This window comes from Apilactobacillus intestinapis (genome assembly GCF_049166695.1).
Lineage (GTDB): Bacteria > Bacillota > Bacilli > Lactobacillales > Lactobacillaceae > Apilactobacillus > Apilactobacillus kunkeei_C.
This window is the reverse complement of sequence record NZ_JBMHFD010000004.1, coordinates 1-26,359: the sequence shown is the minus strand read 5'-3', so window position 1 is coordinate 26,359 and position 26,359 is coordinate 1. Positions and strand designations below refer to the sequence as shown.

Annotated in this window: 26 protein-coding genes; 16 read left to right on the top strand and 10 right to left on the bottom strand. The window is 38.9% G+C overall.

Annotated features, from left to right (window positions below; translation table 11 throughout):
- The first annotated feature begins 5 nt into the window (after positions 1-5).
- Positions 6-668 carry a histidine phosphatase family protein gene (locus tag ACOMA7_RS03860; protein WP_421392116.1) on the top strand — a complete coding sequence of 221 codons (663 nt, stop codon included), beginning with the start codon at positions 6-8 and terminating at the stop codon, positions 666-668.
- 45 nt (positions 669-713) lie between these two features.
- Here the strand turns inward: ACOMA7_RS03860 and ACOMA7_RS03855 are convergent, their stop codons facing one another.
- The 5 genes from ACOMA7_RS03855 to ACOMA7_RS03835 form a co-directional block, all read right to left on the bottom strand.
- A complete protein-coding gene (locus tag ACOMA7_RS03855) occupies positions 714-1,655 on the bottom strand; it encodes an ABC transporter ATP-binding protein (RefSeq protein WP_034531457.1) in 942 nt (313 codons plus the stop codon).
- 11 nt (positions 1,656-1,666) lie between these two features.
- Positions 1,667-2,713 (bottom strand): ABC transporter ATP-binding protein, encoded by a 1,047-nt coding sequence (locus ACOMA7_RS03850; protein WP_034535081.1) that lies wholly within the window; start codon positions 2,711-2,713, stop codon positions 1,667-1,669.
- Positions 2,714-2,722: 9 nt separating this feature from the next.
- Positions 2,723-3,742, bottom strand: a complete 1,020-nt coding sequence (locus ACOMA7_RS03845; RefSeq protein WP_034535080.1) for an ABC transporter permease — start codon at positions 3,740-3,742, stop codon at positions 2,723-2,725.
- Between the two features lies 1 nt (position 3,743).
- Positions 3,744-4,673: an oligopeptide ABC transporter permease gene (gene opp3b, locus ACOMA7_RS03840; RefSeq protein WP_053792896.1), complete on the bottom strand. Its 930-nt coding sequence runs from the start codon at positions 4,671-4,673 to the stop codon at positions 3,744-3,746.
- Between the two features lie 129 nt (positions 4,674-4,802).
- Positions 4,803-6,428 (bottom strand): peptide ABC transporter substrate-binding protein, encoded by a 1,626-nt coding sequence (locus ACOMA7_RS03835; protein ID WP_421392111.1) that lies wholly within the window; start codon positions 6,426-6,428, stop codon positions 4,803-4,805.
- A gap of 312 nt (positions 6,429-6,740) precedes the next feature.
- On the opposite strand from ACOMA7_RS03835, the gene hflX reads away from it, so the two are divergent.
- The 3 genes from hflX to ACOMA7_RS03820 are packed head-to-tail and all read left to right on the top strand — an operon-like array spanning position 6,741 to position 9,064.
- A complete protein-coding gene (gene hflX, locus ACOMA7_RS03830; protein WP_421392211.1) occupies positions 6,741-8,021 on the top strand; it encodes a GTPase HflX in 1,281 nt (426 codons plus the stop codon).
- Positions 8,022-8,046: 25 nt separating this feature from the next.
- Positions 8,047-8,754, top strand: a complete 708-nt coding sequence (locus ACOMA7_RS03825; protein WP_290047135.1) for an AzlC family ABC transporter permease — start codon at positions 8,047-8,049, stop codon at positions 8,752-8,754.
- Positions 8,741-9,064: an AzlD domain-containing protein gene (locus ACOMA7_RS03820; RefSeq protein WP_217304122.1), complete on the top strand. Its 324-nt coding sequence runs from the start codon at positions 8,741-8,743 to the stop codon at positions 9,062-9,064. The genes ACOMA7_RS03825 and ACOMA7_RS03820 overlap by 14 nt, the downstream gene beginning before the upstream one ends.
- 33 nt (positions 9,065-9,097) lie before the next feature.
- On the opposite strand, the gene ACOMA7_RS03815 is transcribed toward ACOMA7_RS03820, so the two are convergent.
- Both ACOMA7_RS03815 and ACOMA7_RS03810 read right to left on the bottom strand, forming a co-directional pair.
- Entirely contained in the window at positions 9,098-9,652 is a 555-nt protein-coding gene (locus tag ACOMA7_RS03815; protein WP_057175900.1) for a guanylate kinase, read from the bottom strand.
- Between the two features lie 3 nt (positions 9,653-9,655).
- The gene (locus ACOMA7_RS03810) at positions 9,656-10,072 is read right to left on the bottom strand and encodes a bis(5'-nucleosyl)-tetraphosphatase (protein WP_034535195.1); all 417 of its coding nucleotides are present in this window, start codon (positions 10,070-10,072) and stop codon (positions 9,656-9,658) included.
- A gap of 141 nt (positions 10,073-10,213) precedes the next feature.
- On the opposite strand from ACOMA7_RS03810, the gene ACOMA7_RS03805 reads away from it, so the two are divergent.
- The 3 genes from ACOMA7_RS03805 (at position 10,214) to ACOMA7_RS03795 (ending at position 14,519) form a co-directional block, all read left to right on the top strand.
- On the top strand, positions 10,214-12,634 hold the full coding sequence (locus ACOMA7_RS03805; RefSeq protein ID WP_421392106.1) for a Xaa-Pro dipeptidyl-peptidase: 2,421 nt from the start codon (positions 10,214-10,216) through the stop codon (positions 12,632-12,634).
- 36 nt (positions 12,635-12,670) lie between these two features.
- Positions 12,671-13,582, top strand: coding sequence for a proline iminopeptidase-family hydrolase (locus ACOMA7_RS03800; RefSeq protein ID WP_421392104.1), 912 nt, complete (start codon positions 12,671-12,673; stop codon positions 13,580-13,582).
- A 127-nt stretch (positions 13,583-13,709) separates the two neighbouring features.
- Positions 13,710-14,519 carry a hypothetical protein gene (locus ACOMA7_RS03795; RefSeq protein WP_034535201.1) on the top strand — a complete coding sequence of 270 codons (810 nt, stop codon included), beginning with the start codon at positions 13,710-13,712 and terminating at the stop codon, positions 14,517-14,519.
- A gap of 288 nt (positions 14,520-14,807) precedes the next feature.
- Here the strand turns inward: ACOMA7_RS03795 and ACOMA7_RS03790 are convergent, their stop codons facing one another.
- The gene (locus ACOMA7_RS03790; protein ID WP_034535214.1) at positions 14,808-16,361 is read right to left on the bottom strand and encodes an ABC-F family ATP-binding cassette domain-containing protein; all 1,554 of its coding nucleotides are present in this window, start codon (positions 16,359-16,361) and stop codon (positions 14,808-14,810) included.
- A 197-nt stretch (positions 16,362-16,558) separates the two neighbouring features.
- Between ACOMA7_RS03790 and ACOMA7_RS03785 the strand changes: the two genes are divergently transcribed.
- The 5 genes from ACOMA7_RS03785 (at position 16,559) to ACOMA7_RS03765 (ending at position 21,767) form a co-directional block, all read left to right on the top strand.
- Positions 16,559-16,933: a VOC family protein gene (locus ACOMA7_RS03785; protein ID WP_053791973.1), complete on the top strand. Its 375-nt coding sequence runs from the start codon at positions 16,559-16,561 to the stop codon at positions 16,931-16,933.
- 166 nt (positions 16,934-17,099) lie between these two features.
- The gene (locus ACOMA7_RS03780; RefSeq protein WP_057175903.1) at positions 17,100-18,740 is read left to right on the top strand and encodes an APC family permease; all 1,641 of its coding nucleotides are present in this window, start codon (positions 17,100-17,102) and stop codon (positions 18,738-18,740) included.
- Positions 18,741-19,115: 375 nt separating this feature from the next.
- On the top strand, positions 19,116-20,111 hold the full coding sequence (gene trpX, locus ACOMA7_RS03775; RefSeq protein ID WP_057175904.1) for a tryptophan ABC transporter substrate-binding protein: 996 nt from the start codon (positions 19,116-19,118) through the stop codon (positions 20,109-20,111).
- On the top strand, positions 20,108-21,004 hold the full coding sequence (locus ACOMA7_RS03770; RefSeq protein ID WP_034531435.1) for an ABC transporter permease: 897 nt from the start codon (positions 20,108-20,110) through the stop codon (positions 21,002-21,004). The genes trpX and ACOMA7_RS03770 overlap by 4 nt, the downstream gene beginning before the upstream one ends.
- A complete protein-coding gene (locus ACOMA7_RS03765) occupies positions 20,997-21,767 on the top strand; it encodes an ABC transporter ATP-binding protein (RefSeq protein WP_421392098.1) in 771 nt (256 codons plus the stop codon). Before ACOMA7_RS03770 ends, ACOMA7_RS03765 begins: the two co-directional genes overlap by 8 nt.
- A 39-nt stretch (positions 21,768-21,806) precedes the next feature.
- Here ACOMA7_RS03765 and ACOMA7_RS03760 read toward each other — a convergent pair whose 3' ends face one another.
- The gene (locus tag ACOMA7_RS03760; protein WP_421392095.1) at positions 21,807-22,670 is read right to left on the bottom strand and encodes an NAD(P)-dependent oxidoreductase; all 864 of its coding nucleotides are present in this window, start codon (positions 22,668-22,670) and stop codon (positions 21,807-21,809) included.
- Positions 22,671-22,802: 132 nt separating this feature from the next.
- Here ACOMA7_RS03760 and ACOMA7_RS03755 point away from each other — a divergent pair, with 132 nt between their 5' ends.
- Together ACOMA7_RS03755 and ACOMA7_RS03750 are read left to right on the top strand one after the other, a co-directional pair.
- Positions 22,803-23,264 carry a hypothetical protein gene (locus tag ACOMA7_RS03755; RefSeq protein WP_053792910.1) on the top strand — a complete coding sequence of 154 codons (462 nt, stop codon included), beginning with the start codon at positions 22,803-22,805 and terminating at the stop codon, positions 23,262-23,264.
- 11 nt (positions 23,265-23,275) lie between these two features.
- A complete protein-coding gene (locus tag ACOMA7_RS03750; protein ID WP_421392092.1) occupies positions 23,276-23,785 on the top strand; it encodes a YbhB/YbcL family Raf kinase inhibitor-like protein in 510 nt (169 codons plus the stop codon).
- A gap of 37 nt (positions 23,786-23,822) precedes the next feature.
- Here the strand turns inward: ACOMA7_RS03750 and ACOMA7_RS03745 are convergent, their stop codons facing one another.
- Entirely contained in the window at positions 23,823-24,152 is a 330-nt protein-coding gene (locus ACOMA7_RS03745) for a hypothetical protein (protein WP_034531427.1), read from the bottom strand.
- A gap of 122 nt (positions 24,153-24,274) precedes the next feature.
- Between ACOMA7_RS03745 and ACOMA7_RS03740 the strand changes: the two genes are divergently transcribed.
- Both ACOMA7_RS03740 and ACOMA7_RS03735 read left to right on the top strand, forming a co-directional pair.
- Entirely contained in the window at positions 24,275-26,131 is a 1,857-nt protein-coding gene (locus ACOMA7_RS03740; protein WP_421392088.1) for an FAD/NAD(P)-binding protein, read from the top strand.
- Between the two features lie 58 nt (positions 26,132-26,189).
- On the top strand, positions 26,190-26,359 hold a 170-nt coding region (locus ACOMA7_RS03735), incomplete at its 3' end, for a helix-turn-helix domain-containing protein (protein ID WP_421392206.1).

Below are 26,359 nucleotides of genomic sequence, written 5' to 3'. Positions count from 1 at the left end.
TTCTGATGATTAACATTTATCTTGTTCGTCATGGACAAACTTATTTAAATAAATACAACCGTATTCAAGGAATCGCCAACGCCCCTCTTACTGAAAAGGGTATTGCTGATGCCATTGATGCCGGAAAAAGATTAAGCTCAATTACATTCAATCATGCATATTCCAGTGATATGCCACGTGCTTTTGATACTGGAAAATATGTATTGCAACAAAATCCCTCAGATATTAAAGAACCTATTGCAGATAAAGCTTTCCGTGAAGAAAACTTTGGTTACTTTGAAGGAAACGATAGTGAAGCTGCATGGCACCAAATTGGTGGACCAGACGGCATGGACAATTACGCCAAGATGATTAGCAAACTAGGTATGGGTGGCACAGCCGATTTAATCGCTGCCCATGATCCTTACGGTGATGCTGAAAACAATCAAGACTTATTGAATCGTTTCATCCCTGGCTTAAAGAAAGTCATTCAAAACGCTAACGACGGTGACAACATAATGATTGCGGCTCACGGTACCATCATCAGATGGGCTGTTGACCAATTCAAGGATGACACCATCGACGTTTCCGAACCTATCGAAAACGGCAGTGTTTCAAAATTAGTATCAAATGCTGACGCCAGTGAAATCAGCGTTGAATACTACAACAACTTAAGTGAAAACGTCTAATCAACGTAAAAATAACCGTTACTTAATAAAGTAACGGTTATTTTTTTAGCTGTTTAAGCGATCCTTGTACATTTGAATTTCGTCATCGGCAGCACGAACATAATGGTTAGGAGCAATTTCAACTAACTTACGTTGCTTTCCATCACTTTCAACACTTGCATCGTAATCTACGATCTCACGTTGTCTTTCAAATTCAGGGTCCGGTACCGGAACAGCTGAAAGTAAACTTCTGGTGTAATCGTGTAACGGATGAGCGTATAGTTCATCGGCATCAGCGATTTCTAACATACGACCATAGTGCATAACACCGATACGGTCACTAATGTATTTAACCATTGATAAATCATGGGCAATAAATAGGTATGTTAGCTTACGTTTCTTTTGTAAGTCCTTAAGTAGGTTAACTACTTGGGCTTGGATTGACACGTCCAATGCTGAGATAGGTTCATCGGCGATGATGAACTTGGGTTTAACAGCTAAGGCACGGGCAATCCCAATTCTTTGACGTTGTCCACCAGAGAATTCATGAGGATATCTGTTGGCATGTTCTTTGTTCAAACCAACAGTTTCCAATAATTCTTCGACTTGAGCATCACGATCAGCCTTGTCTTTAGCTAAGTGGTTAATGTCGATACCTTCGGCAATAATGTCTTTAACCTTCATACGAGGGTTTAATGATGCGTAAGGATCTTGGAAGATGGTTTGGATATCACTTCTGAATTCTTTTTCATCTTTTTTAGTCTTTAACTTTGAAACATCTTTGCCTTCAAAGATGATTTCGCCACCTGTTGGTTCATACAAATGACTAATTGCACGACCTGTGGTTGTCTTTCCGGAGCCAGATTCACCAACTAGTCCGAAGGTTTCCCCTTCATGGACGTTGAAGGTAATATCATCAACAGCTCTAACTTCGTCTTTACGACCAACGTTAAAGTATTGTTTTAAGTTTTTTACTTCTAAAATTTTTGGTGCATCTTTATCTAACATATTGTCACCACCTATCCTTGTTTAGTCTTTTTAAAGTGTTCTTGACGCTTTACGATGTCAGCTGGTGGAGTCACCTTAGGAGCTCTATCATCTAACAACCATGTCGCTGCGTAGTGAGTGTCAGAAACCTTAAAGAATGGTGGTTGTTCAATTGTGTCAATCTTTAATGCATACTTATTTCTAGCAGCAAATGCATCCCCTACTGGTGGTTCCAATAGGTCAGGAGGAGTACCTGGGATTGATGGTAATACATCTTCGTTGGTATCCAAAGTAGGCATTGATCCTAATAGACCCCAAGTGTATGGGTGCTTTGGATTGTAGAAGATTTCATCAACAGTTCCGTATTCAACGATTTTACCCGCATACATAACTGCAACACGATCAGCCATACCTGCAACTACCCCTAAATCATGGGTAATGAAGATGATTGAAGTGTTAATCTTGGTTTGTAGTTCCTTCATTAATTCCAGAATCTTAGCTTGGATGGTAACGTCCAACGCAGTGGTTGGTTCATCAGCAATTAAGATTTCTGGATAGTTTACTAACGCAATCGCAATCACGATTCTTTGTCTCATCCCACCAGAGAATTGGTATGGATAGTCGTTAATTCGTTCTTCGGCATTAGTAATACCTACAAGTTTTAACATTTCCAAGGCTTTTGCCATTGCTTTTTCTTTGGATAAGCCTTGGTGAATCATTAGTGGTTCAGCAACTTGGCGACCAATCTTCATAGTTGGGTCCAATGAAGTCATTGGATCTTGGAAGATTTCAGCAATCTTGCTACCACGTATTTTACTTAATTCTTTTTCATCTAGTTTTAAAATGTCTTGGCCATCGAATTCGATGCTTCCGTCGACAACATCAGCGTTGGTTGCGTTCAAACCCATAATGCTTCGAGTAGTTACTGATTTACCAGAACCTGATTCCCCAACGATTGCTAGGGTTTCACCCTTCTTTAAATCAAAACTAATGTCACGAATGGCTTGAACAGTACCCGCGTAAGTTTTGAAATTAATTGATAAATTTCTAACTTCTAGGATGTTTTCCTTGTTTTCCATTCTTGTCACCTACTCTCTGGATTTAGGGTCAAATGCATCTCTTAGACCATCACCTAAAATGTTGAATGCAATCATTAATAATGAAAGAACGATTGCTGGAACCCACATTTGATATGGTAAGAATTGGAATGACTTTTGACCGTTACTAATCAAAGTACCTAATGAAGCAGCTGGAGCTGGAACCCCAATTCCGATAAATGATAGGAATGCTTCGAAGAAGATTGCACTTGGAATAGTGAACATAGTATTAATGATAATCACTGAAGTTAAGTTTGGTAATAAGTGCTTGAAAGCAATCTTAAATGAACTTTCACCCAGTGAACGTGCAGCTAGCACGAATTCTTGACTCTTTAGTTCAAGTGTTTGTGCACGAACCAAACGAGCCATGTTGATCCAACTAGTAAATGCAATCGCAATGATGATTGCAGGAATACCTGGTTTTAATACCAATAGTAGAAGAATCATAACAACTAGGTTAGGAATTGATAGTAGGATTTCGATGACACGTTGCATGAAAGTATCAACCTTTCCACCAATCCAACCTGAGATAATTCCGTAGGCAACCCCGATAGTTAAATCGAAGAAAGTTGCCACAACGGCGATTAATAGTGAAATTCTAGTACCAAATAATGTTCTTGCGAACAAGTCACGACCTAAGTAGTCACTACCTAACCAGAAGTAATGGTTAGCAGCAGCACCAGTATAAGCGTTAACACGTGCTCCACCTTGCACTAAAGTTCCGTTAAATCCAGGAATGTCAATTCCAGGAATACGTGGTGGTAAGTTGTTTAAGTTTGGATGAGTTGAAATGCTGCTGAATGCAGGAATCAATGCTGATCCAAATGATACGACAAATAAGAAAATCAAAATGTATAGTGAAATCATTGCCGCTTTATTTTTCTTTAGACGACGCCATGAATCCTTCACAAAAGTAAGAGAAGGAGCCGCGATTTTTTCATTATCTAAATGTGCACCATCTGATAATGGTTCAAAGGCGTCTTTTGGTAGTTGTTTTGCTTTATCTGCCATTTTATTCTCTTCCCCCTGCTACTCTGATTCTTGGATCGATTATTCCGTATACGATGTCGGTTATTAATAATACGACACATAATAGGAAACAATACATAACTGTAAGTCCCATAATTGTTGGGTAATCGTTTGTTAACACTGAGTTAACGAATTGTTCACCAATACCTGGAATTGCGAAAATGTTTTCAACAACTAGTGATCCAGTCATGATGTTTACGGCCAATGGACCGATGATTGTTACCAATGGGATTAAACTATTTCTTAAAGCATGGTGGTAGATGATACCGAACTTGCTTAGACCCTTGGCTCTTGCTAGTTCAATGTAGTCAGAACTTAAAACGTCAACCATTTCAGTACGTACGAAACGCGCTGATTCGGCTAATGGCATTGCTGCCAATGCTAATGTTGGAAGGATTGTGTATGCAAATCCACTCCAACCGGCAATTGGCAACCAGTTCCACTTCAAAGCAATTACGTATTGTAGTAATACTGAGAAGACGAATGAAGGAATTGAAATTCCTAGAATTGAGATGATAGTAGTTGAAGTATCAACCCATGTGCTCTTCTTGATTGCCCCGACAGCACCAACAATGATACCGGCGATAACACCGACAACCATTGCTTGAGCACCCAATAGAAGTGAAGGTCCCATACGACTTGAGATTAGGTATGAAACTGGTTGATCACTGAATTGGAATGATGTTCCAAAGTTACCTTGAACGGCGTTCACTAGGTAACTAATGTATTGTTGCCAAACTGGTTTATCCAAGCCGTATTGTTTTAACACCATATAACGTTCGGCTGGAGAAAGTTTAGCTTCGTTAGTCAATGGAGTCCCTGGCATTAACTTCATTAAGAAGAATGTCACAGTGACAACTATGAATAACGTTAATAACAAGTAGAAAATTCGCTTTGCTAAAAACTTAACCATATTTTTTTATCCTCACAATCTTTCAGGGAAAATTCCCCTTTATGTACGGAAGAGTTTTAGATTCGACTACATCCATTATAGTAGCTATCTAAAACTCTTCACAATGAAAAAACTAAATTTAATTATTTTTTACTTCTTTGAGATAGTAGCATCTCTAAAGTCATAAGGTGAACCAGTAGGGAAGAATTGTACACCACTTACACGAGGCTTGATAGCTTCAGAAGTTACTTGGTGGTATAGAGGAATAATTCCTTGGTCAGCCATTAGTTCTTTTTCAGCATTTACTAAATCGTCCCAACGTTTTGCAGGGTTGTTTGCGTCTACGCCTTCAGCGTTCTTAACGTATTCGTCGTATTTAGCATTGCTCCACTTACCGTTGTTGTATGAACCATCAGAAGTAAATAGTTGTAGGAATGAAATTGGGTCTGGGAAATCAGCACCCCATGCACTAACAACCATGTCGAATTGACCATTTTGTGAACGGTTTAATCTTGACTTGAATGGAATGTTTTGTGCAGATACCTTTAGGCCAGGTAGTTTTTCTAGAGCAGTTTGTAGGAATTCAGTAGTCTTCTTACCTGAATCAGTGTCATCAGATAGGATTGAGTAGTTAACTGACTTCTTACCAACTTCTTTTAGACCCTTTGCCCATAGTTTCTTAGCTTCTGCTAAGTTGTAAGTTACACCAGTCTTAGTTCCAGCGTATTCAGTAAAGTCTTTACCGTTACGTTTTGACATGTCTGGTGATACGTAACCTACAGCTGAGATTGATCCGTCACCTAAGGTGTTCTTAGTGTATTCATCACGGTCAATTGCTAATGAGATAGCTTTTCTAATGTTTGCGTTCTTAAAGATAGGATCTTTCTTTTCGTTTAATTCGATGTAGAAAGTTGATGCTTGTTTTTGTGAATGGAATTCGCTTGAATTCTTGTACTTAGCAACTTGTTGTGCACCTGATAATGCAGTTTCATCAAGTTCACCAGTTTCATATTGGTTTAATGAAGTGTTGGCATCGTTTTGAACGTTGAACTTAACACCAGCAACCTTAATCTTGCTTGCGTTGTAGTAGTCCTTGTTCTTAACTAAAGTCCATGAGTTGTTAGTACCAGTCCATCCTTCAACCTTGAATGGTCCGTTGTATACCATGTCCTTACTTGATGTACCGTAAGCTGAACCGAACTTCTTAACAGCTGATTCGCTTTGTGGTAAGAATGGTGCCATTGTTACCAAGTACTTGAAGTAATCTTGAGGTTTGTCTAATGTAACTACAACTTTGTAATCACCGTCAGCTTTGATACCTAATGATGAAACAGGTGCCTTACCCTTACCGATCGCATCAGCGTTTGCAACGTTGGAGAATAGGTATGAGTATTGTGAAGCTGTCTTAGGGTTTACAGTACGTTGCCAACCATAGACGAAGTCTTTGGCAGTTACGGGCTTACCATCACTCCATTTTGAATGACGTAAGTTGAATGTATATGTCTTACCGTCTTTTGATACCTTGTAACTTTCGGCTACACCAGGTTTTACCTTGTTGTCAGCTGCGTTAACTAATAGTCCTTCATTACTATTGTTTAACGCACCAAAACTAACTGTATCGGTTGCTTTTGAAGCATCCAATGTTGGTAACTGAGAACTGGTTTGCCAGTTAATATACTTACTTGTAGATTCTTTTGAAGAATTACCACAAGCTGCTAGTAGGAATGCTGATGCTGCACCAACAACCCCTAGCTTTACTACGGATTTCATTTTCATTTCCATTACCCCCAATTTCCTTACTAAAAAGTTTTTGTTTAAAAGGATTGAGAAAATAATACCACCATCTCATTATAAAATGCAATACTTTTTCTAATTTAATTCTAATTTAGTTGAATTTTTTTAAATTCAAAAGCAAAGAAAATCTTAAGATATCAAGGTATATGAATGATTTAGATAATCTAATCATTATAAAAGATATGCTCATAATTATATTAAAACTCTCTAATTTTTGTTAGATTTTCTCTTTTTTTATAACCATTCTTATTAATGATACGTAAATGGTATAATGGATAAAAATAACAAGGAGGTATTCATTTGGATACAGAACAACAAACTGCCGTTATCATCGGTTTAAACCTAGACAATGAGCAATTCGAGTACTCAATGACTGAATTAGCTGCCCTAGCTGAAGCTAATAACCTAGAAGTTGTGGCTCGTTTGGTTCAAAAGCTAGATCATCCCGATAAAGCCACATACTTCGGTAAAGGTAAAGTTGAAGAACTAAAGATGACTGTCTTGGATAAAGACGCTGACATGGTCATTGTTAACGATGAACTATCACCTAGCCAAATTAGAAACTTAGAAAAGCAAACTGAAACAAAAATAATCGACCGTACAGGTCTAATCTTGGAAATCTTTGCCAACCGTGCCAGAACTCACGAAGCCAAGCTTCAAGTTCAATTGGCCAAGTTGCAATACCAACTACCCCGTTTGCACACCAGCGCTAGCCAACGACTAGACCAACAAACTGGTAGCGGTGGTGGTGGTGGATTCACCAACCGTGGTTCCGGTGAATCTCAACTGGAATTAAACCGTCGTGTGATTGAAAAGGATATTTCTCACATTAAACAAGAACTAAAGGATATCCAAAAATCAGACTTAACCCAAAGAAAGCAACGTGATGGTAAAAACATCCCTACTGTTGCCCTAGTTGGATACACCAATGCTGGTAAGTCAACCATCATGAACCAACTGGTTAACCGCTACGGCGAAAACCAAGAAAAGCAAGTCATGGTTAAAAACATGTTGTTTGCTACCTTGGATACCAGCGTTAGAAAACTAATTTTTGATGACAACAAGACCATGTTGTTATCTGACACCGTTGGTTTCGTAAGTAAGTTACCTCACCAATTGGTGAAGGCCTTCCGTTCTACATTGGCCGAAGCTGCTAATGCTGATCTATTGGTCCAAGTAGTCGACGAAGCCGATGAAAATAAGGAACTAATGATGAAGACCACTGAACAAACATTGAAGGAAATCGGGGTTGAAAATATCCCAATGATTACCGTCTTCAACAAGGCCGATATCTTAGACGAACCTCGTCCTCAACGTGCCGGTGATAACCTAATCATGGCAGCTCTTGAAGAAGACTCCATCGATGAATTGGTTCAAATTATTAGAGAAAACAGCTACAAGGATTATGTCACCGAAGAATTTTTAATTCCGTTTGATAAAGGTGACATCGTCAACTACCTAAATACTAAGGCCAACGTGCTTTCAACCGAATATGTTGCCGAAGGAACCAAGGTTAAAGCAGAACTAACCGCAGTTGACAGTCAACGTTTTAAACAATATCTTATTAACAACTAACTTTTTTATAAGGATGTGATGAGGTATCGACAGTCAGCTAACTGCAAGAGCAGCAATCAAAGATAGCATTCCCACCATGTTTGGCTACATCGGAATTGGTCTGGCCTTTGGGATTATCGGGAAGTCCCTTGGCTTTAGCCCCTGGCTAGTGGCCATCTTGTCATTGACCGTTTACGCTGGATCAGCGCAATTCATTTTGGTATCAATGATGGCTTTACACAATCCCATCTTCTCGATTGTGCTAGCAATTTTTCTGGTCAACTCCAGAATGATTCTAATGAGCATTACCACGGCGCCATATTTTAAAAACGATTCAATGTTGAAAAACATCTTAATCGGCTCGTTTTTAACCGACGAGAGTTTTGCGTTGGGTATGAATAAGGTCAACTACACCGATAATCAGTTAACGTTTACCTGGTTCAATACCGCTAACATCGTTTCTTACCTAACTTGGGCCGGTGCTTCATTTGTCGGCGCCATCGCCGGTAGTTTCATTCATAATCCATACGCGATTGGGTTAGACTTTGCCCTTGTCGCAATGTTTATCGGGTTATTATACCTACAAGTGATTGCCAAAAACGGCATGCCATTGAAATTAAAACTACTGATGATTTTAATCACCTTCATCATGGTATTTATTGGATTAATCTTTATTCCAAGCAACCTATTAATCCTACTAGTAACACTAATTACTTGTCTGATTGGAGTGATTATCAAACATGTCTTCTTTTAATTTCGTCCTACTAACCGTGATTGGATGTACGCTGGTTACCTGGTTGTCACGTGTGATGCCGTTCATCCTATTAAAGAAATTCAAACTATCAAAACCAGTTGAAGAGTTTTTAAGTTTCGTCCCCATCGTGATCATGGCAACGTTGTGGTTCTCACAACTGTTCGTCCAACACCTGGGCCACTTACCTTCAATCAACTGGGAAAACCTAATCGCATCAATTCCATCAGTTATTGCTGCCATCATCACCAAGAGTTTATTGGTGGTCGTGATTGTCGGAATTATCTCGTTAGCAATTATTCGATTAATATAAATAAAAAGACCTAACTTTAAGTTAGGTCTTTTTTTAGATGGTTTTAATTAATTCATCAACTTGGTTTTGTGCTTTTTGCCAATCATTATTTTCAATGATAGTGGCTACATCCTTTAAGTTGTCTGGGATTTCAATATCGCGTTTGTATTCATTACTACGAATTCGTTGATTGACACGTTCGATGTCATCACCGCGTTTAATCATTCGTTCACGTAAGATAACTGGGTCGTTGACTTGGACAAACAAAACGATTGCTTGATCCCCTAGTTTTTCCTTATATGTAGCTGCACCCAATGTATCTAAAACAATAATTGCTAAATCATTTTTAGTCCATGCTTCGTTAATCCCTTCCATTGAGGATCCATACTTGGCATGTGAATATTCAACGTGTTCCAATAAATGCAATTGATTAAATGATTCGTTATTTTCAAAATAATAATCAATACCATTTTGTTCACCATCTCGTGGCGCTCTTGTGGTATGCGTAATTACTTTAGCTGCGTGGTATTTGTCAATCACGTAGTCGCGAAGAGAAGTCTTACCACTTCCCGCCGGACCGGTAATCACTATTAATTTCTTTGCATCCATTGGCTATCCCAGCTTTTCTACGATGTATTCGTTAGTATGTTTCAAAATGTCTTTTAGGTTATCGAAGGTAACGATCTTCATTGCTTCATCAAAAGGAGCCCAGACATAGTCGCTGATTTCTTCAGCTTGTAGCGTTACTTTATCACTATCAACTTGAGAAGTATAGAAAGTAACCACTTTATGGTGACCATTTTTCATGTCATAGTTTGCATCAATACTGAATTCGGTATCAATAGTGGCGTCAATGCCGGTTTCTTCCTTAATTTCTCTAATTGCTGCTTGTTCTAGCGTTTCATCGCCTTCGACGTGTCCCTTAGGAAATCCCCAGAAGTCACTAGTAGCACTTTTTTCTAATAGGTAGACTGGCTTATTATCAACTACGCGGTACACGATGGCACCTCCGTCAATCTCTGTTACCATAATCATCCCTCCACATTTGATTTGCTATCATTATATCATTTTGATAGATTATCATTAAGTATTTATCAGTAAAACTGAATAGATGTTTTGCTTAATCTGATATAATGAAAACAAACCTATACATAAGTTAGGAGAATAATTATGAAAAATCATCAATATGCAATTGCTGATTACAATTTAAAAGTTGCTAAGAACGAATTACGCGCTATTCATTTCTTAGATGAAGAAACTGATAAAATTGACAACCCATCAGCATTATTAAAACACTTCTTGATGACTTACTTTTTAGATTCACAAAGTTTAGCCATCCGAGGACAAAAAATTTCACAAATCATGGCTAGTTTTGAAGATGACGCACTAACCTACCTAGACAAAAACGCCCCACTATCCAAGATTGCGTTTTACAACATTGCGTTACAACTTCTACAATTCACAGTCGGTGAAGACTTCTTAATCGATAACTCAATCACTAAGATGCAAACTCTAAATCTACCAGTCGCCGACGTTAACGATCCAATGAACCTATACGACGTGATTTGTGCATGGTATCTTCTATTGAATACCCACACTAAATACGGTGTGACTTTAATCGACTACCTAGCCGGTGAAGGTTACTTCGCCCAAAACTACAACCAATTCGACAAACCACTTATCTTCAACGGTAAGAGTATGCCAGTCTATGACACTAACAACCTAATTCGTGAAGTTGTCTACGTTGAAGCTCCAATGGATACCGACAACGACGGTAAATTAGATCTACTAAAGACTGAAATCGTTCGTCCAAAGGAAAGCAACAAGAAACCCGTTCCGGTCATCTTTACCGCTAGTCCTTACAATCAAGGCACCAACGATGCCGACGGTGAAAAGCTAACTTACAACGTTAACCTAGGACTTAAGCACAAAGAACCCAACACAGTGTCTCTATCGGACATTAATAAGAAGGAAAAAGAACCAGAACTACCTGCCGCACGTAACGTTGAAGGTAAGACTAGAAAGGCTGAACAAACATTTAGCCGTGAACAATCATACACTCTAAACGATTACTTCTTGGCTCGTGGATATGCCGTTGTCTACTCCGCTGGAATCGGAACTTACGAATCAGATGGCTTTAGAACCACTGGTGACAAGTATGAAACCATCTCAGCAACTGCCGTTATCGAATGGCTTGCCGGCAACCGTGTTGCCTTTACTAACCGTACCGACAACAACCAAATCGAAGCCTACTGGTCAAACGGAAACGTCGCAATGTCTGGCCGTTCTTACCTAGGCACTTTACAAATCGCCGCTGCCACAACCGGTGTTGCCGGACTAAAGGCTTGCCTAGTTGAAGCCGCTATTTCTAGTTGGTATGACTACTACCGTGAAAACGGACTAGTAATGGCTCCTGGCGGCTTCCAAGGTGAAGATGCCGATGTATTAGCTGCCGAAACTTACAGTCGTAAAAAGTCAGCTGCCGAAGACATCAAGAACGAAAAAAAATGGGAAATCCAACTAACTAACATCACTAATGAACAAGATCGTAATTCTGGTGATTACAACGCCTTTTGGAACAAGCGTAACTACCTAAACGACGCTAAGAAGATTAAGGCTGACATGTTCTTCATTCACGGTTTAAACGACGAAAACGTCAAACCAATTAATGTCGCAAACATCTGGCATGCCGTTGACCCATTAAACATCTCAAAGAAGATGATTTTACACCAAGGTCAACACATCTATATCAACGCATTCCAATCACTTGATTTCACAGACATGGTAAACCTATGGTTCACCAACAAGTTGATGGAAGTTGAAAACGACGCCGACAACCTAATCCCTAACATCTTGGTTCAAGACAATGCGACCGATCAAAACTGGTATGCAATCGATGAATTCGACGAAGATGAAAACCTAAAACGTTTTGAATTAGCTAAACCATCAGATGATTCTGAAGTTGCTGACGACAAGGTTAGTTTCTCAGACTCACTAGATGAAAAGGACTTTGAAGCATACTGCAATGACGTCAACAAGTGGGAAAACGACTTGGTAATTGGTGGAAGCGATGCTCCTATCAACGACAACCGTGTCATCTTTACCTTCGACAAACTCCTAAAGGATGTAACTATCAACGGTAAGGCTCACATCCACTTGACCGCATCATCATCAAAAGACTTCGGTATGTTGAGTGCTCAACTAATCGATTTAGGTGAAGATTTTAGATTAAACGCTCAACCAGAATCTGTTGACCACGCTAAGATTCAATTAGGCTACCTATGGCGTGAAGATAACCTTCGCGAATTCAAGATGAGTCGTAACAAGACTCCATTCAAGAAGATTGCTGAAGGTCACATCAACATGCAAAACAGAAACAACGCTTACCAAGTAAGTGATCTAAAAGCTGATGAATTCTACGAAGTTAACTTTGATTTACAACCAAACGTATACAAGGTTAAGGCTGGCCACCAACTAGCTGTCGTCATCTACGCAACCGACTTCGACAAGTCAATTCGTGGTAACCAAGATGTGAAGTACACCATCGATTTATCAGACTCAGCGGTTGAACTACCCTTCAACAAGGACTAAGATTAATAATAATTTAGATTGAAACGAGGGATTGTCATGAAACAACAAACAAAAATTATCACTTTAGATAATGGCTATCATTTATGGACCCACACTTCTGGTGAAGGTAAGATTAACTTACTTGCCCTACACGGTGGACCTGGTGGAACCCACGAATACTGGGAAGACTCAGCTGACCAATTGAAGAAACAAGGTCTAGATGTTGCCGTTACCTACTACGATCAATTAGGTTCATGGTATTCCGATACCCCTGATTTTTCAGACCCTAAGGTTGCTGACAAGATTTTAACTTACGACTACTACGTTGACGAAGTTGAAGAAGTTAGACAAAAATTAGGTCTAGATGACTTCTACTTAATCGGTCAATCTTGGGGTGGTGTGTTAGTTCAACTATACGCACAAAAATATGGTGACCACCTAAAGGGTGCCATCATCTCATCAATGGTTGATGACATTGATGATTACACTAAGCACTTAGATGAAATTCGTGAAAAGGAATTTGCTCCTGACGAATTAGCATTCATGAAAAAGTGCGAAGCAGAAAACGACTACGACAACGAACGTTATCAAAACGATGTTGACCAACTAAACAAAGGTTACATCGACCGTAAACAACCATCTAAGTTGGAACACTTAATCGGCGTATCCAACACTGATATTTACAACAAGTTCCAAGGTGACAACGAATTCGTTATCACTGGTAAATTAGGTGAATGGCACAACACTGATCACCTATCAGAAAACCATGTGCCTACCCTAGTTACCTTCGGTGAACATGAATCAATGCCTGTTGAAACTGGTAAACGTATGGCTAAGATGATTCCAAACGCTAAGTTTGTATCAACTCCTAATGCTGGTCATCATCACATGATTGATAACGCTCCCGTTTACTATGATCATTTAGCTACTTTCATTCGTGATGTGGAAAACGATACATTTAATAAGTAAGAATTCTCTGAAGTTCTGAAAAATCCCCACGGGGTCTGAAAAAAGAACCCACTGGGTTCTTTTTTTATATTATTTTTAATGTTTTCGTGGTATAACTATCTTTAATGAATTAAAGGAGTTCATCAAAATGCAAAACGTCTATAATATCGTGTTGAATCGAACCAACAGCAACAGCGTTGAGCGATTCATCAACCTATTCAGAGAAGGCGCAATTATCCTTGTTGTCCTTGAAATCTTTGGATATCGAGTACCGTCTTTTCTAACTAATTCAATGAATAACTTCCTATTAAGTATTTTCTACTTAATTACAAGTTATAAAATTCCATTAATCTGTTTCATTCTATTGTGCGGATTATTCCTGGTATCGGAAGCCTCGATGCACCATCGCTATCTTGATAACCTGCATCACAACTTCTGGCGCCAACTAATCAAGCTATACAAATACGTGTGGATTATCGTCTTCACCGTTTGTTTGCTTGCTACTAACTTGGAAAGTTTAATCGATTTCAAGTTCATCGTCGAAGCAAGATCATTTGCGGCCGGTTCTAACTTCTGGCCAACCCTATTTAGAAACTGCTTTGCTTTATTCATGTTCTTCTTAAATATTTACTGGTTCTTAGTTTACTTCTGTAACAGCGATAACGCCCTTGCAGAAAAGCATCCCCGTCAAAATCAATTGAATTCCAAGGGATACATCAAGCTATCAAAACGCGAATTGGAATTCTCTAACCAACACGTTTACCTCCAAATTTACGTAAGAAATAATGAATCACAGGCACTAGATGATATTAAGGAATACTTCTTGGTTAAACAGGTCAACTATCGAAACGACAGACAACACAAAGAAGATATCACCATCATCAGTCAGTTTGCCTCATACAGTGACGCTAAGAACTTCATGAATGACTACGCTGACGAGCCAAGCAACTTTATGTAAATAAAAGAACCTACCATATTCTGGTAGGTTCTTTTTTGGGTTTAAAACAAACTAATTAAAATAAATAAAGAAAAACAGGCGGCTGTTATGATACTGTATCTCGTATCAATCAATTGGCCATCGTCAATGTATAAATTGCGACCGCCGAAGAATAATACTAAGGCGATGAAGATAATTTTGACGGTTAACCATTCAATACATATAAGCGCCCAAAGCAACATCATAATATCTGCGATGATTAGCCACACTTTTCGACTATTATAGATGTTGTCCGCCTCCTTATTGTAATTAGTTATTTACTTGTCCTTGTGCTTTGGCAATTTCGTCGGCATCCCTTAGACTTAGTTTTTCAACATCTAAGACCTTGTCCACTAGTCCATTATAGAAACTAGTTTCGTGAGATACAATGATTGCATTTCCTGGGAAGTTATTAATCGCATGTTTTAGTGATTCCTTGGTTTCGTCATCCAAGTGGTTAGTAGGTTCGTCCATGATTAGGAAGTTAGATGGAGTGAATTCCAACATCGCTAGTTTAACCTTGGTTTGTTCTCCCCCGGATAATTCGCCGATTGGCTTGGAAGCATTTGCTGAATCCAAACCACACTTAGCAAGTTTTGTTCTGATTTCTTTTTGTTCCAACTTAGGGAACTTGTTTTGAATGATTTGCATTGGAGTTTCATTGTTGTTGCTCCATACCAAGTCTTGGCTAAAGTAACTAACCTTAGCTGATGGTGAGAATGTTGCCTTTCCACCCTTTGGTTCTAGGATTCCTAGAATAGATTTGATTAGAGTTGACTTACCAACCCCGTTAAATCCTTGGAAACCGACCTTTTCATCAGTATTAACTGAGAAGCTAACTGGTTTTAGTAGTGGTTTGTCATAACCAACTGATAGTTCGTCGACAACCAACGCATTTTGTGAACCAGTGTCTTCGTATGGGAAGTTAAATGATGCATGAATGTTAGTCGAAGGTGGATCAACCAATTCCATATGTGATAGCATCTTTTCTCTTGATTTAGCCATTGTTGATTTTGAACCGGCCTTGTTCTTTCTAATGAAGGCTTTGGCCTTTTCAATTTCAACTTGTTGCTTATCGTATTCTCTTTGTTGAACCATTTCACGTTCAGCCTTTTGACGCATAGCTGACTTGAAGTCACCACGGTACTTGGTAATCTTACCAAAGGCAATGTTTACGATACAGTTAGTAACGTTTTCCAAGAAGTCGTAATCATGGGAAATTACCATTACGGCACCGTCAAAGCCATTGATGTAGTCTTCCAACCATGCAATGTGGGCAACGTCTAGGTAGTTAGTAGGTTCATCAAGTAAAATAACGTCTGGATCTTCTAGAATTAACTTAGCTAGGATAATCTTTGAACGTTGTCCACCTGACATGTTGGTGATTTGTTGATCACGTTTGACATCATCTAGACCTAAACCAGTGATTACTCGTTCAATTTCGGTCTCAATATCATAGAAGCGTTTTGCTTCTAGTTCTTCTTGAATTCTTCCCGCTTGTTCCAATAACTTATCATCGAAGTTTTCCGCATATTGTTCATACAATTCTTGCATGTGCTTTGATTTATCGTATAGGTCTTGGTAAGCAGTGTGTAGAAAATCAATCAATGTCATTCCTTCTGGAATATCAGCGTATTGGTCCAAGTAACCAACGCTAACATTGTTTTGCCATTTCACTGAACCTGAGATTGGCAATTCCACTCCGGTAATAATCTTAATCAAAGTAGACTTTCCTACACCGTTTTGTCCAACAATTCCCATATGTTCACCCTTATTAAGGGTAAAACTTGCTTCATCGTATAGCTTTTTGTCGGCAAAACCCATACTGATATCTTTAACATCTAATAAAGCCACAGTCTTTTTCTCCTTTTTTCTATTCCGTACTTATATATAATTACAAAATTAACACATTTTAGGGCTAAACGTCAATTTTTCGGCGTTTTCAGCAATATTAAATCGTTGCAAAGCCATCGATAATGGTATAATTGAATGTGTAAAAATTAAAAAAAGGAATGATCATAATGAAGGTCAAAGATATTGACCATATTACAATCTTTGCCAATGATCTAAAGCTATGCATGCGTTTTTACCATGAAGTTTTAGATTTACCAATCATTGAATTCACAGATGACAGACTTGAATTTCAACTTGGCAAACAAAAACTAATCTTCCTTCAAAATGACAGTGACGATAATGTCCCGGAAAATCCTACGCCGGGTTCATCTAAATTCTGCATCATTGTGAAGGACTCATTAACGGACTTAAGTGCCCATTTAGCGAACTATGGTGTCACCATCATCGACGGACCCAAAAAAGTTCATGGTTCAAATGGACCAATGAATTCACTTTTCATAAATGATCCAGAAAAAAATGTAATTGAGATTTGTGAATATTAATTAAGAATTATAATCAATATCACACTTTTTTTAATTATTTTTAAGTGCTAACAAACGTTATTATTATGCCCGATAAGCATCAAAAACTGTGTCATGGTAGGTCTTTAAACATTTTACATGGACATGGATTTTTGTTAGTATACTCAAAGACCATGAAAGGAGTTTTATGAAAAAAAATAAGAAATCAAGAAAAGTAGGTTTATTTCAAATTGTAATGTTGGGACTTAGTTCCATTATTGGTTCAGGTTGGTTATTCGGTTCATGGGAAGCTTCCCGTGTTGCTGGTCCAGCCGCTATCATCTCATGGGTAATCGGTGCTATTGTTATCGGTGCTATCGCCTTTAACTACATCGAACTAGGTTCAATGTTCCCCGAAAGTGGTGGTATGAGTAAGTACGCTCAATACACCCACGGGTCTCTATTAGGTTTTATTGCTGCCTGGTCTAACTGGGTATCATTAGTTACCTTGATTCCAATCGAAGCCGTTGCCGCAACCCAATACATGGGTTCATGGCCATGGAAATGGGCTCATTGGACTCACGGTTTTATCGTAAATGGAGAAATTTCTAATCTAGGTTTATTTGTCGTTTTTCTTTTCATATTAGTCTTCACGCTATTAAATTATTGGTCTGTTAATTTACTAGCTAAATTCACTAGTTTCATTTCAATTTTCAAACTAGGAATTCCGCTACTTACTATCATCATGTTACTCCTATCAGGATTCCATGGTGGAAACTTCGCATCACAAGGCTTCATGCCTTATGGTAGCGCCGCTATTTTCTCAGCAACAACAGCTTCAGGAATCATTTTCTCATACAATGCATTCCAAGTTGTTATTAACATGGGAAAAGAAATTAAGAACCCTAAACGTAATATCGCTTTAGGTATTACCATTTCATTGGCTATTAGTATTGTTATCTACGTTGCCCTACAATTTACATTCATTAGTGCCGTAGAACCATCAGTACTTGCCAAGGTAGGTTGGCATGGTATCAACTTCGAATCACCATTTGCCGACTTAGCAATCATGTTAGGCCTACACTGGCTTGCCGTATTGCTATACTTTGACGCATTCATTTCACCATTCGGTACAGGGGTTTCATTTGTTGCTCAAACAAGTCGTACTCTTGCTGCCATGGTACAAAATGAACACATGCCTAAGTTCTTAGGTAAAATGAATGAACGTTGGGGTGTCCCAAGAATTGCGATGGTTGTTAATATGATCATCTCTGTTCTATTAGTTTCTCTATTCAGAAGTTGGGGTACACTTGCTAGTGTTATCTCTACTTCAACTTTGATTGCTTACTTAACTGGTCCAGTTACAGTAACATCATTGAGAAAGATGGCACCTAATTTCAAACGTCCAATTAGAATGAGAATGCTACAATTCATGGCACCTTTCGCCTTCGTATTAGCTAGTTTAGCTGCATACTGGGCAATGTGGCCAACAACTGTTAAAGTTATTCTAGTTATTCTATTAGGTCTTCCATTCTACTTCTACTTCGAATGGAAAACTAACTGGAAGAAGACTAAGACCCAATTCACCGGTAGTTTCTGGATGATTGGTTATCTAATCTTCATCTCAGTAATGTCATACGTAGGTTCAGCACCATTCGGTGGTCAAAACTGGATTCCATATCCATTGGACTTCGTTGTGATTATTATTGTTTCCCTAGCCTTCTACAGATGGGGAATTTCCAGTTCAATGGTAAGTACTGATCTTCATAATGCAAAAGTGGTCAATGACCAAATTAATCTAGACGCATATGAAGACGAACCAACTGACGAAAATAAAGAAGACAAATAAAGCATAAGAACACCACTTGGTGTTCTTTTTTATTTGCTCGATGTTTTATTTCTTGACAATTGTAATTCTTAAACTTAAAATGAACTTAACTTAAATTGAGAGGAGAAAGAACCAATGAAGAATATTTTATCAACAAGTCTAAGTTCTCGTTGGCAAAGCTGGTGCCTATAGGTCGCATTACTAGTATAGATGCGACTTATGATGCAATCATTAAGCGCATCTGTACCGGCTTCTTTCTCACGAATAAATAAGCCTGTGCGGATATGATTCGAACACCACAGGCCATAAGAACGGGTAACCTGTAGTGTCTGGGTTATCCGTTTTTTTATTGCATTTATTTACCATTTAAGCTTTATACCAAAAGGAGAATGAGTTATGAAAAGACTTTACACAGTCATCTTTGTCCTAGTCGTCTTACTAGGATTTGGTTTTTACCAAGAAAAACAACCACATAAGATCAGTCGTGATCACACCCCTACTGTTGGGATCTTACAACTTACAGAACATCCCGCACTAGACGCTATTCATAAGGGAATTATCGATGGATTAAAGGAATCTGGCTATACTCCAGGTAAGAACATCAACATCGATTTCCAAAATGCCGAAGGTGACCAAGGAAACTTAAAAACAATGAGTTCTAAGTTTGCGACCGAAAACGTCGACATGTCAATCGGTATCACCACCCCATCAGCACAAGTCCTAGCTAACACAGTTAAAAACGCCCCACTTATTCTAGGTGCGATTACTGATCCTAAGTCAGCTGGGTTGGTTGATTCAAACGAACACCCCGGTCGCCAAGTTACCGGTGTTTCAGATTTCCCTCCAATGAAGGAAGAATTAAAACTAATCAAGGAAATTATGCCTAACTTACATACTCTAGGGGTAATTTACACATCAAGCGATGACTCAGCTACTTCTCAATACCATCAATTCGTTGAACTATGCAAGAAGGAACACGTTAACGTTAAGGGGTACTCAATCTCAAACACTAACGACTTAAACCAAGTTGCTACTCAAATGGTGCAAAATGTCGATGCTGTCTACGTACCAAATGACAACACCGTTGCTTCAGCAATCCAAACACTAGTAAACGTTGCTAACACTAAGAACGTGCCAGTCTTCCCTACTGCCTCAACTGTTGTTAAGCAAGGCGCACTAGCTACTATTGGTTTGAACCAATACAAGTTAGGTGTGCAAACTGGTAAGATGGCCGCTCGTGTTCTAAAGGGTGCGAACCCAGCAGACATGCCAATCGAAAAGCTAAGTCATGGTGACCTAGCAATCAACTTAGGCCAAGCTAAGAAACTTGGTATCAAGATTCCTGACTACCTTCTTAAGGAAGCCAAAAGAAACGGAGTGATTTACAAATGAGTTTAATTATTTCAGCAATCGGACAAGGACTATTATGGTCCGTAATCGGAATTGGTCTTTACCTAACATTTAGAATTCTAGATTTCCCTGATATGACCGTTGAAGGAACTTTCCCAATGGGTGCTGCAACCGCCGTTACAGCAATTGCTCATGGTGTCAATCCTGTTTTAGCTACCATCTTAGCCTTCTTGGTTGGATGTGTCGCTGGTCTTGTTACCGGTCTTTTATACACTAAAGCAAAGATTCCTGTACTACTTGCCGGAATCTTAGTAATGACTGCTTCATACTCAATCGATCTTCGCATCATGGGTAAGCCTAACCAATCACTATTAGGTCTTCCTACCTTACTAAGTGGTAAGTTTTTACAATCATTACCACCTTACTTCGATGGTGTCTTCGTTGGCTTTATCGTCATCACCGTCGTAACTTTAATTTTGATTTACTTCTTACAAACTGATTTAGGACAAGCCTTCATCGCCACTGGTGATAACGAAAATATGGCCGAATCACTAGGTATCAACACCGACAACATGAAAATCATGGGTGTGAGTGTATCTAACGGTCTAATCGCCTTAGGTGGTGCTTTAGTTGCCCAAAACAACGGTTACTCAGATGTTAACATGGGTATCGGTATCATCGTTGTTGCCCTAGCATCAATCATCATTGGTGAAGTTATCTTCGGTGACTTAACTATGAACCAACGTCTAGTTGCCGTAATCGTCGGTAGTATTTTATACCGTCTAGTATTACTACTAGTTCTACAACTTGGTTTCAACGCCAACGATTTGAACTTAATCTCATCAATCCTACTTGCGATTTTCATGGGTCTTCCCGCATTCGAAAGTCGTTTCCATCTAAAACATGTCTTGAAGAGGGGGCTAAAAAATGACTAAGACAATCTTTCAATTAAAAGACGTCGTAAAGACTGTTAACGAAGATACTCCAGAAGAATTAAACATCTTAGATCACGTTGACCTAGACATTCATGAAGGTGACTTCATCACCATTCTAGGTTCCAACGGTGCTGGTAAATCAACATTATTCAACACCATTGGTGGTAACCTTCGCCCTACTTCTGGTCAAGTTATCTACAAGGATAAAGACATCACTAACATGTCAGTTGTTAAACGCACATCATTTTTAAGCCGTGTCTTCCAAGACCCTAAGCTAGGAACTGCTCCTCGTATGACAGTTGCTGAAAACCTATTGCTTGCTGAAAAACGTGGTGATCACCATCACCTAGTACCTCGTAAGCTAAAAGGTGAAATGAAACGTTTCAAATACATCACCGCTAAGATGAACAACAACTTAGATCATCGTTTAAACACCGCCACCGGTAGTCTATCTGGTGGACAACGCCAAGCATTGAGTTTTTTAATGGCAACCATCAAGAAACCAGGTATCTTACTACTAGATGAACATACTGCTGCATTGGATCCTAAGACATCCCAAAACCTAATGGACATTACCGATGAAACCATCAAGGAACAAAACCTAACCTGTCTTATGATTACCCACCACCTAGAAGATGCATTGAAGTATGGAAACCGCCTATTGGTACTACACCAAGGAAAGATTTCATACGACATCTCAGGTGAAGAAAAGCAAAAACTAACCAAAGAAGAACTACTTACATTCTTCAACGATATTCAATAAAAAAAGAAGGCATCAATCGATGCCTTCTTTTTGTTTTGCTTATTTTTCGTAAATTTTAACAAGGCCTTGGGTTCCGTCATCACCTAATTGATAATCATTCACCATCTTGTCATATAGTTGTTTAGCTAGTTTAGTAGCTGGTAAGTCAATGTGCATTTCTTCAGCGCCTTGTAAGGCAATTCGTAAATCCTTCAAGAAGTGCTTAGCTGAAAAGCCTGGCTTAAAGTCATCCTTCAATACACGTGGGCCATAGTTATCTAGACTCCAGTTGTCAGCACTACCACTTGAAACAGTGTCCATCATTGAAGCTAAGTCCAATCCGGCAGCCTTACCGTATTCGTACATTTCGACCATTCCAGTCATAGTACCGGCAATCATGATTTGGTTTGCCATCTTAGTATGTTGACCCTTACCGGCACCGCCAAATAGTTTTACTTGGCCGCCCATAGTATCTAGAATTGGTTTGACCTTATCAAAGGTTTCTTGATTACCACCGACCATGATGGTTAAGGTACCATTCTTGGCACCGACGTCACCACCGGATACTGGTGCATCCAATGTTTCGATACCCTTCTTTTGTCCTTCAGCAAAGATTTCTTCGTCTAATTTTGGTGTTGAAGTAGTTGAATCAATCAAGATAGTGTCTGAATCTGCACCCTTGAATAATCCGTTATCACCAAAGTAAATTTCTTTTACATCATCAGGGAAACCAGCAATTGTGATCACAACATCTGAAGATTGAGCAATTTGTTCAGGCGTATCTAACCACTTAGCTCCGTTATCGATCACGCTTTGTGCGTGCGCCTTGGTACGGTTAAATACGTTTACCTCATATCCTGCTTTCAATAAATTATTAATCATTGAGGAACCCATTACACCGGTTCCGATAAATCCAATTGTCATGTTTCATCCCTCCTTAAATAAAACACTATAGCTATTTATCGATATCTTCAAACATTTAGCTTAATTCCTATCAGGTCCAATATTTGTTATAATAAATATGTAAATCTTTTTTCCGAATGGAGGATTATTATTATGAATAATGGTGACAATGACAACCGTATTCGTAAATATACTTTCGATGATACATTTATGAACTCCGAAAATAATCAGTCAAATTCAAATCACATTTGGCCAATTATTATCTTTATCGTCGTTGTGGCAGCGCTAATCTTAGGCGGGGTAAAAGCCGTTACCTACTTCACTAGCAGCCATGACAATCAAACCACTAAGATGACTCAATCAAGTAATCAAAGTAGTTCAAGTACGGATGAATCAAACACATCCGAACAAAGTAAGAATAACCAAAATAAGAGTAACTCATCAAATCAATCAAAGAAGAAAACTATGTTTGATGGTACTCACATCTTCAGTTCCGTTGCTGATGCGCAAAACTACGCTAAGGCAACGCAAAGTCAGTGGATTCAGGCTGGTTATCAAACCTATACCGTTTCAGCCGATTCACAAGGTTATTACATCTTAAAATTCGTTAGATAGGAGGAATATTCATGAAAGTAAACGTTAAGTTAGACAACAACCGTCTACCCGACAAGTACACTCGTCATGCAGCTGATGAATTTAAGCAAAACGATTTTCCAGTCGTATCATTTCCCTTCTCAATTGAGGATGTGCCTGCCGACACCATGGAAATCGCCTTTGCGCTAACCGATTTAGATTCAATTCCTGTATGTGGTTTTGAATGGATTCACTGGTTAGTCGCTGGACTTGATGGTAAGGACGTGGTGGTCCCTGAAAACGCCAGTCAAGAAAATCCATTACACTGGACTCAAGGTAACAACAGTTCAGCCGGTCACATCTATAACCTAGGTGATCAACCTATCAGTCATAAGTACATGGGCCCTAAACCACCAAGTGGTGTTCATGACTATACATTGACCGTTTATGCTTTAGACCAAAAACTAAACTTCAAGGATGGCTTCTGGTACAACGAACTACTTCATAACATTGATGGTCACATTATCGAACAAGTAAAAGTCGATTTACCTGTTGAAAACTAATAAAAAAGCGCTGCCGATTTGGCAACGCTTTTTATTTTTATAGTCGAGCAATTCGTTGGGCTTCGTCTTCTAGTCTAAAACACAAGTCTAATGCGTCTTTTCTGAAGTCCTCAACAAAGCTTTCTCCATTTGATTTAAATTCAGCAATTTGACGACCACTGATACCGGTAACTGTGAAAGTTACTCCATCATCAGCAAGCTTAGAAGTGTCGTAGTGACCTTCTTCTGCTTCTTCTAGGTAATCTTGGAATAAATCTGCAACCGCTTGGAAAATTACTTCTTCTTCGGTTACCTTGTGTCCGTCGATTAACATACGAGCCATCTTTAATTTTACTTCGTCCATGTTTTCTGGAATTAATTCACTCATTATTAACACCATCCTTAGCTATTATTTTATCATAATCCATAATCATTTTTAGAAAATAATGCGTTAAAAATGAAATCACTTTTTCAATCATGTTATTATCTTATTATAAAGGAGTGTTCGAAATGAAAATCGGAATTATCGGTGCAGGCCCTCGTGGTCTGTTAATGCTTAACAATTTGATTCAAAACTTTGAATCATCTGATCATGACAATTTAACAATTCATCTTTTCGACCGTGCCGTTGCAGGTGGCCGTGTCTGGAAAGTCAAACAACCAATTAGTCTAATTATGAATACCCCTGCCAATGAACTTTCATTATTCGATGATGGACAAGAAGACGCACTAAGTGTCTCAGAATGGTGCCAATCAGATATCTCAAACAAATTTATCAACAGTCTCGATGTTGATAACAAAGACGAGTTACTAACAGCTGTCGATAGGATTAACGACAGAAGTTACGTGCCTCGTGCCATTTGCGGTGCATACTGCCAATGGTTCTTCCAACAATTAGTTGAACAAATCAAGGACAATGACAGCATCAACTTGGCTGTTCACTTCAACCAAAATGTGGATAACGTCGAAAAGGTCAAGGACGATTCTTTCGTCGTATCTGTGGTTGATGTGGATTACCCTGTTGATAAGCTAGTATTCAGTCTAGGTCAACAAGAAAACAAGTTAACCAAAGACCAAGAATCACTGCAAAAATACGCTAAGGACTACGGTCTAACCTACATTCTACCCGGTGAAGCTGATGAGGCAGACTTATCAACAATCACCAGTGATCAAAATGTGATTATCCGTGGAATGGGCCTTAGTTTTAACGACTTCGTATCCCGTCTAACCGAAGGTCGTGGTGGATACTTTACCGACAACGGTAACGACACCTTAACCTACCACGCCTCAGGTGATGAACCTACTATTTACGCTGGTTCTAGACGTGGGGTACCTTACTATCCTAAGGCAATTAGTCAAAAGGCATTCAATGAAAACTATCCAGCAGTCTTTTTAACCAACGAAAATGTGGATAAACATCTAAAGGATGGTCACATCTCCTTTGAAGATTTCCACATGTTATTAAGATTGGACATTGAATATCGTTACTACAGCTTCTTATTCAGTCTAAAACATCCCGAAATTGATGTTGAAGACTTCCAAAAGAAGTTCATAGAAACTGACAACCACAACGTTTTAATCGGTAGTTACCACCTACCAACTGAAGAAGTCTTTGATTGGGATAAGATTTTAAACCCAGTCGCTGGCGTAAAGATATCCACACTGGATAACTATCAAAAACACATCAAGACTTGGTTAAAAGAAATGATTGACGACGCCCTACTAGGCTCTAAGACCGGTCCTGTCATCGGTTCACTAGAAATGTTACGTGATCTTCGTGACAACATTCGTTACGTCTTATCCAATCACTTATTCACAAACGATGATTTAGTGCACAAGTACCTAGGACGTTTCTCTTCTGACATGAAGTTCCTATCCCAAGGTGCTCCAGCCATTCGAAGCCAAGAAATTTTAGCATTGATGGATGCTGGTATCGTCAAGATTATCGGTCCTCAAATGCAAGTCATCGGTGCCAACCACAAGTTCATCACCCGTTCAGCATTCTACGGTGAAGAAATTATCCACGGTGATGCTTTAATCGAAGCACGTACCAATGCTCCTGTTACCAAGGTTTCCGCAAACCCTGTTATCACTAGCATGATGGACAAAGGCTTAATCAAGCCACTTCCAATCACCTTATCTGATGGTGAAACAGTGGATAACTCATCTGTGGATATCGATATTAAGACTGATCAAGTGGTCGGCCAACCAAACTTATACACATGGGGATTAAATACTGAAGGATTATACTTCGTTACCTCAGCCATTCCTCGACCAGGTGTAAATGATTCAATCCTACGTGCCGGAGACGATATCGCAAAAGGGCTATTAGACATCCCTGTTGAAAACCCAACCATTTACATGTAAACAAAAAGCCATTCATGCACTGCACCCCAAAGTTTGTACAAAACTTTGGGGTGTTTTTGTGTCTAAATATAAAGTAGAAGATAAATTAAATGTAATTAACACATACCTAAACGGTATGGGATCTCAAATGGTAGCTAGAAAATTTGGGATTAAAAGTAGAAATACTGTTTTATGTTGGGTTAAGAGTTACAAAAAATATGGTCTAGATGGTCTGAAAAAAAGTAATAA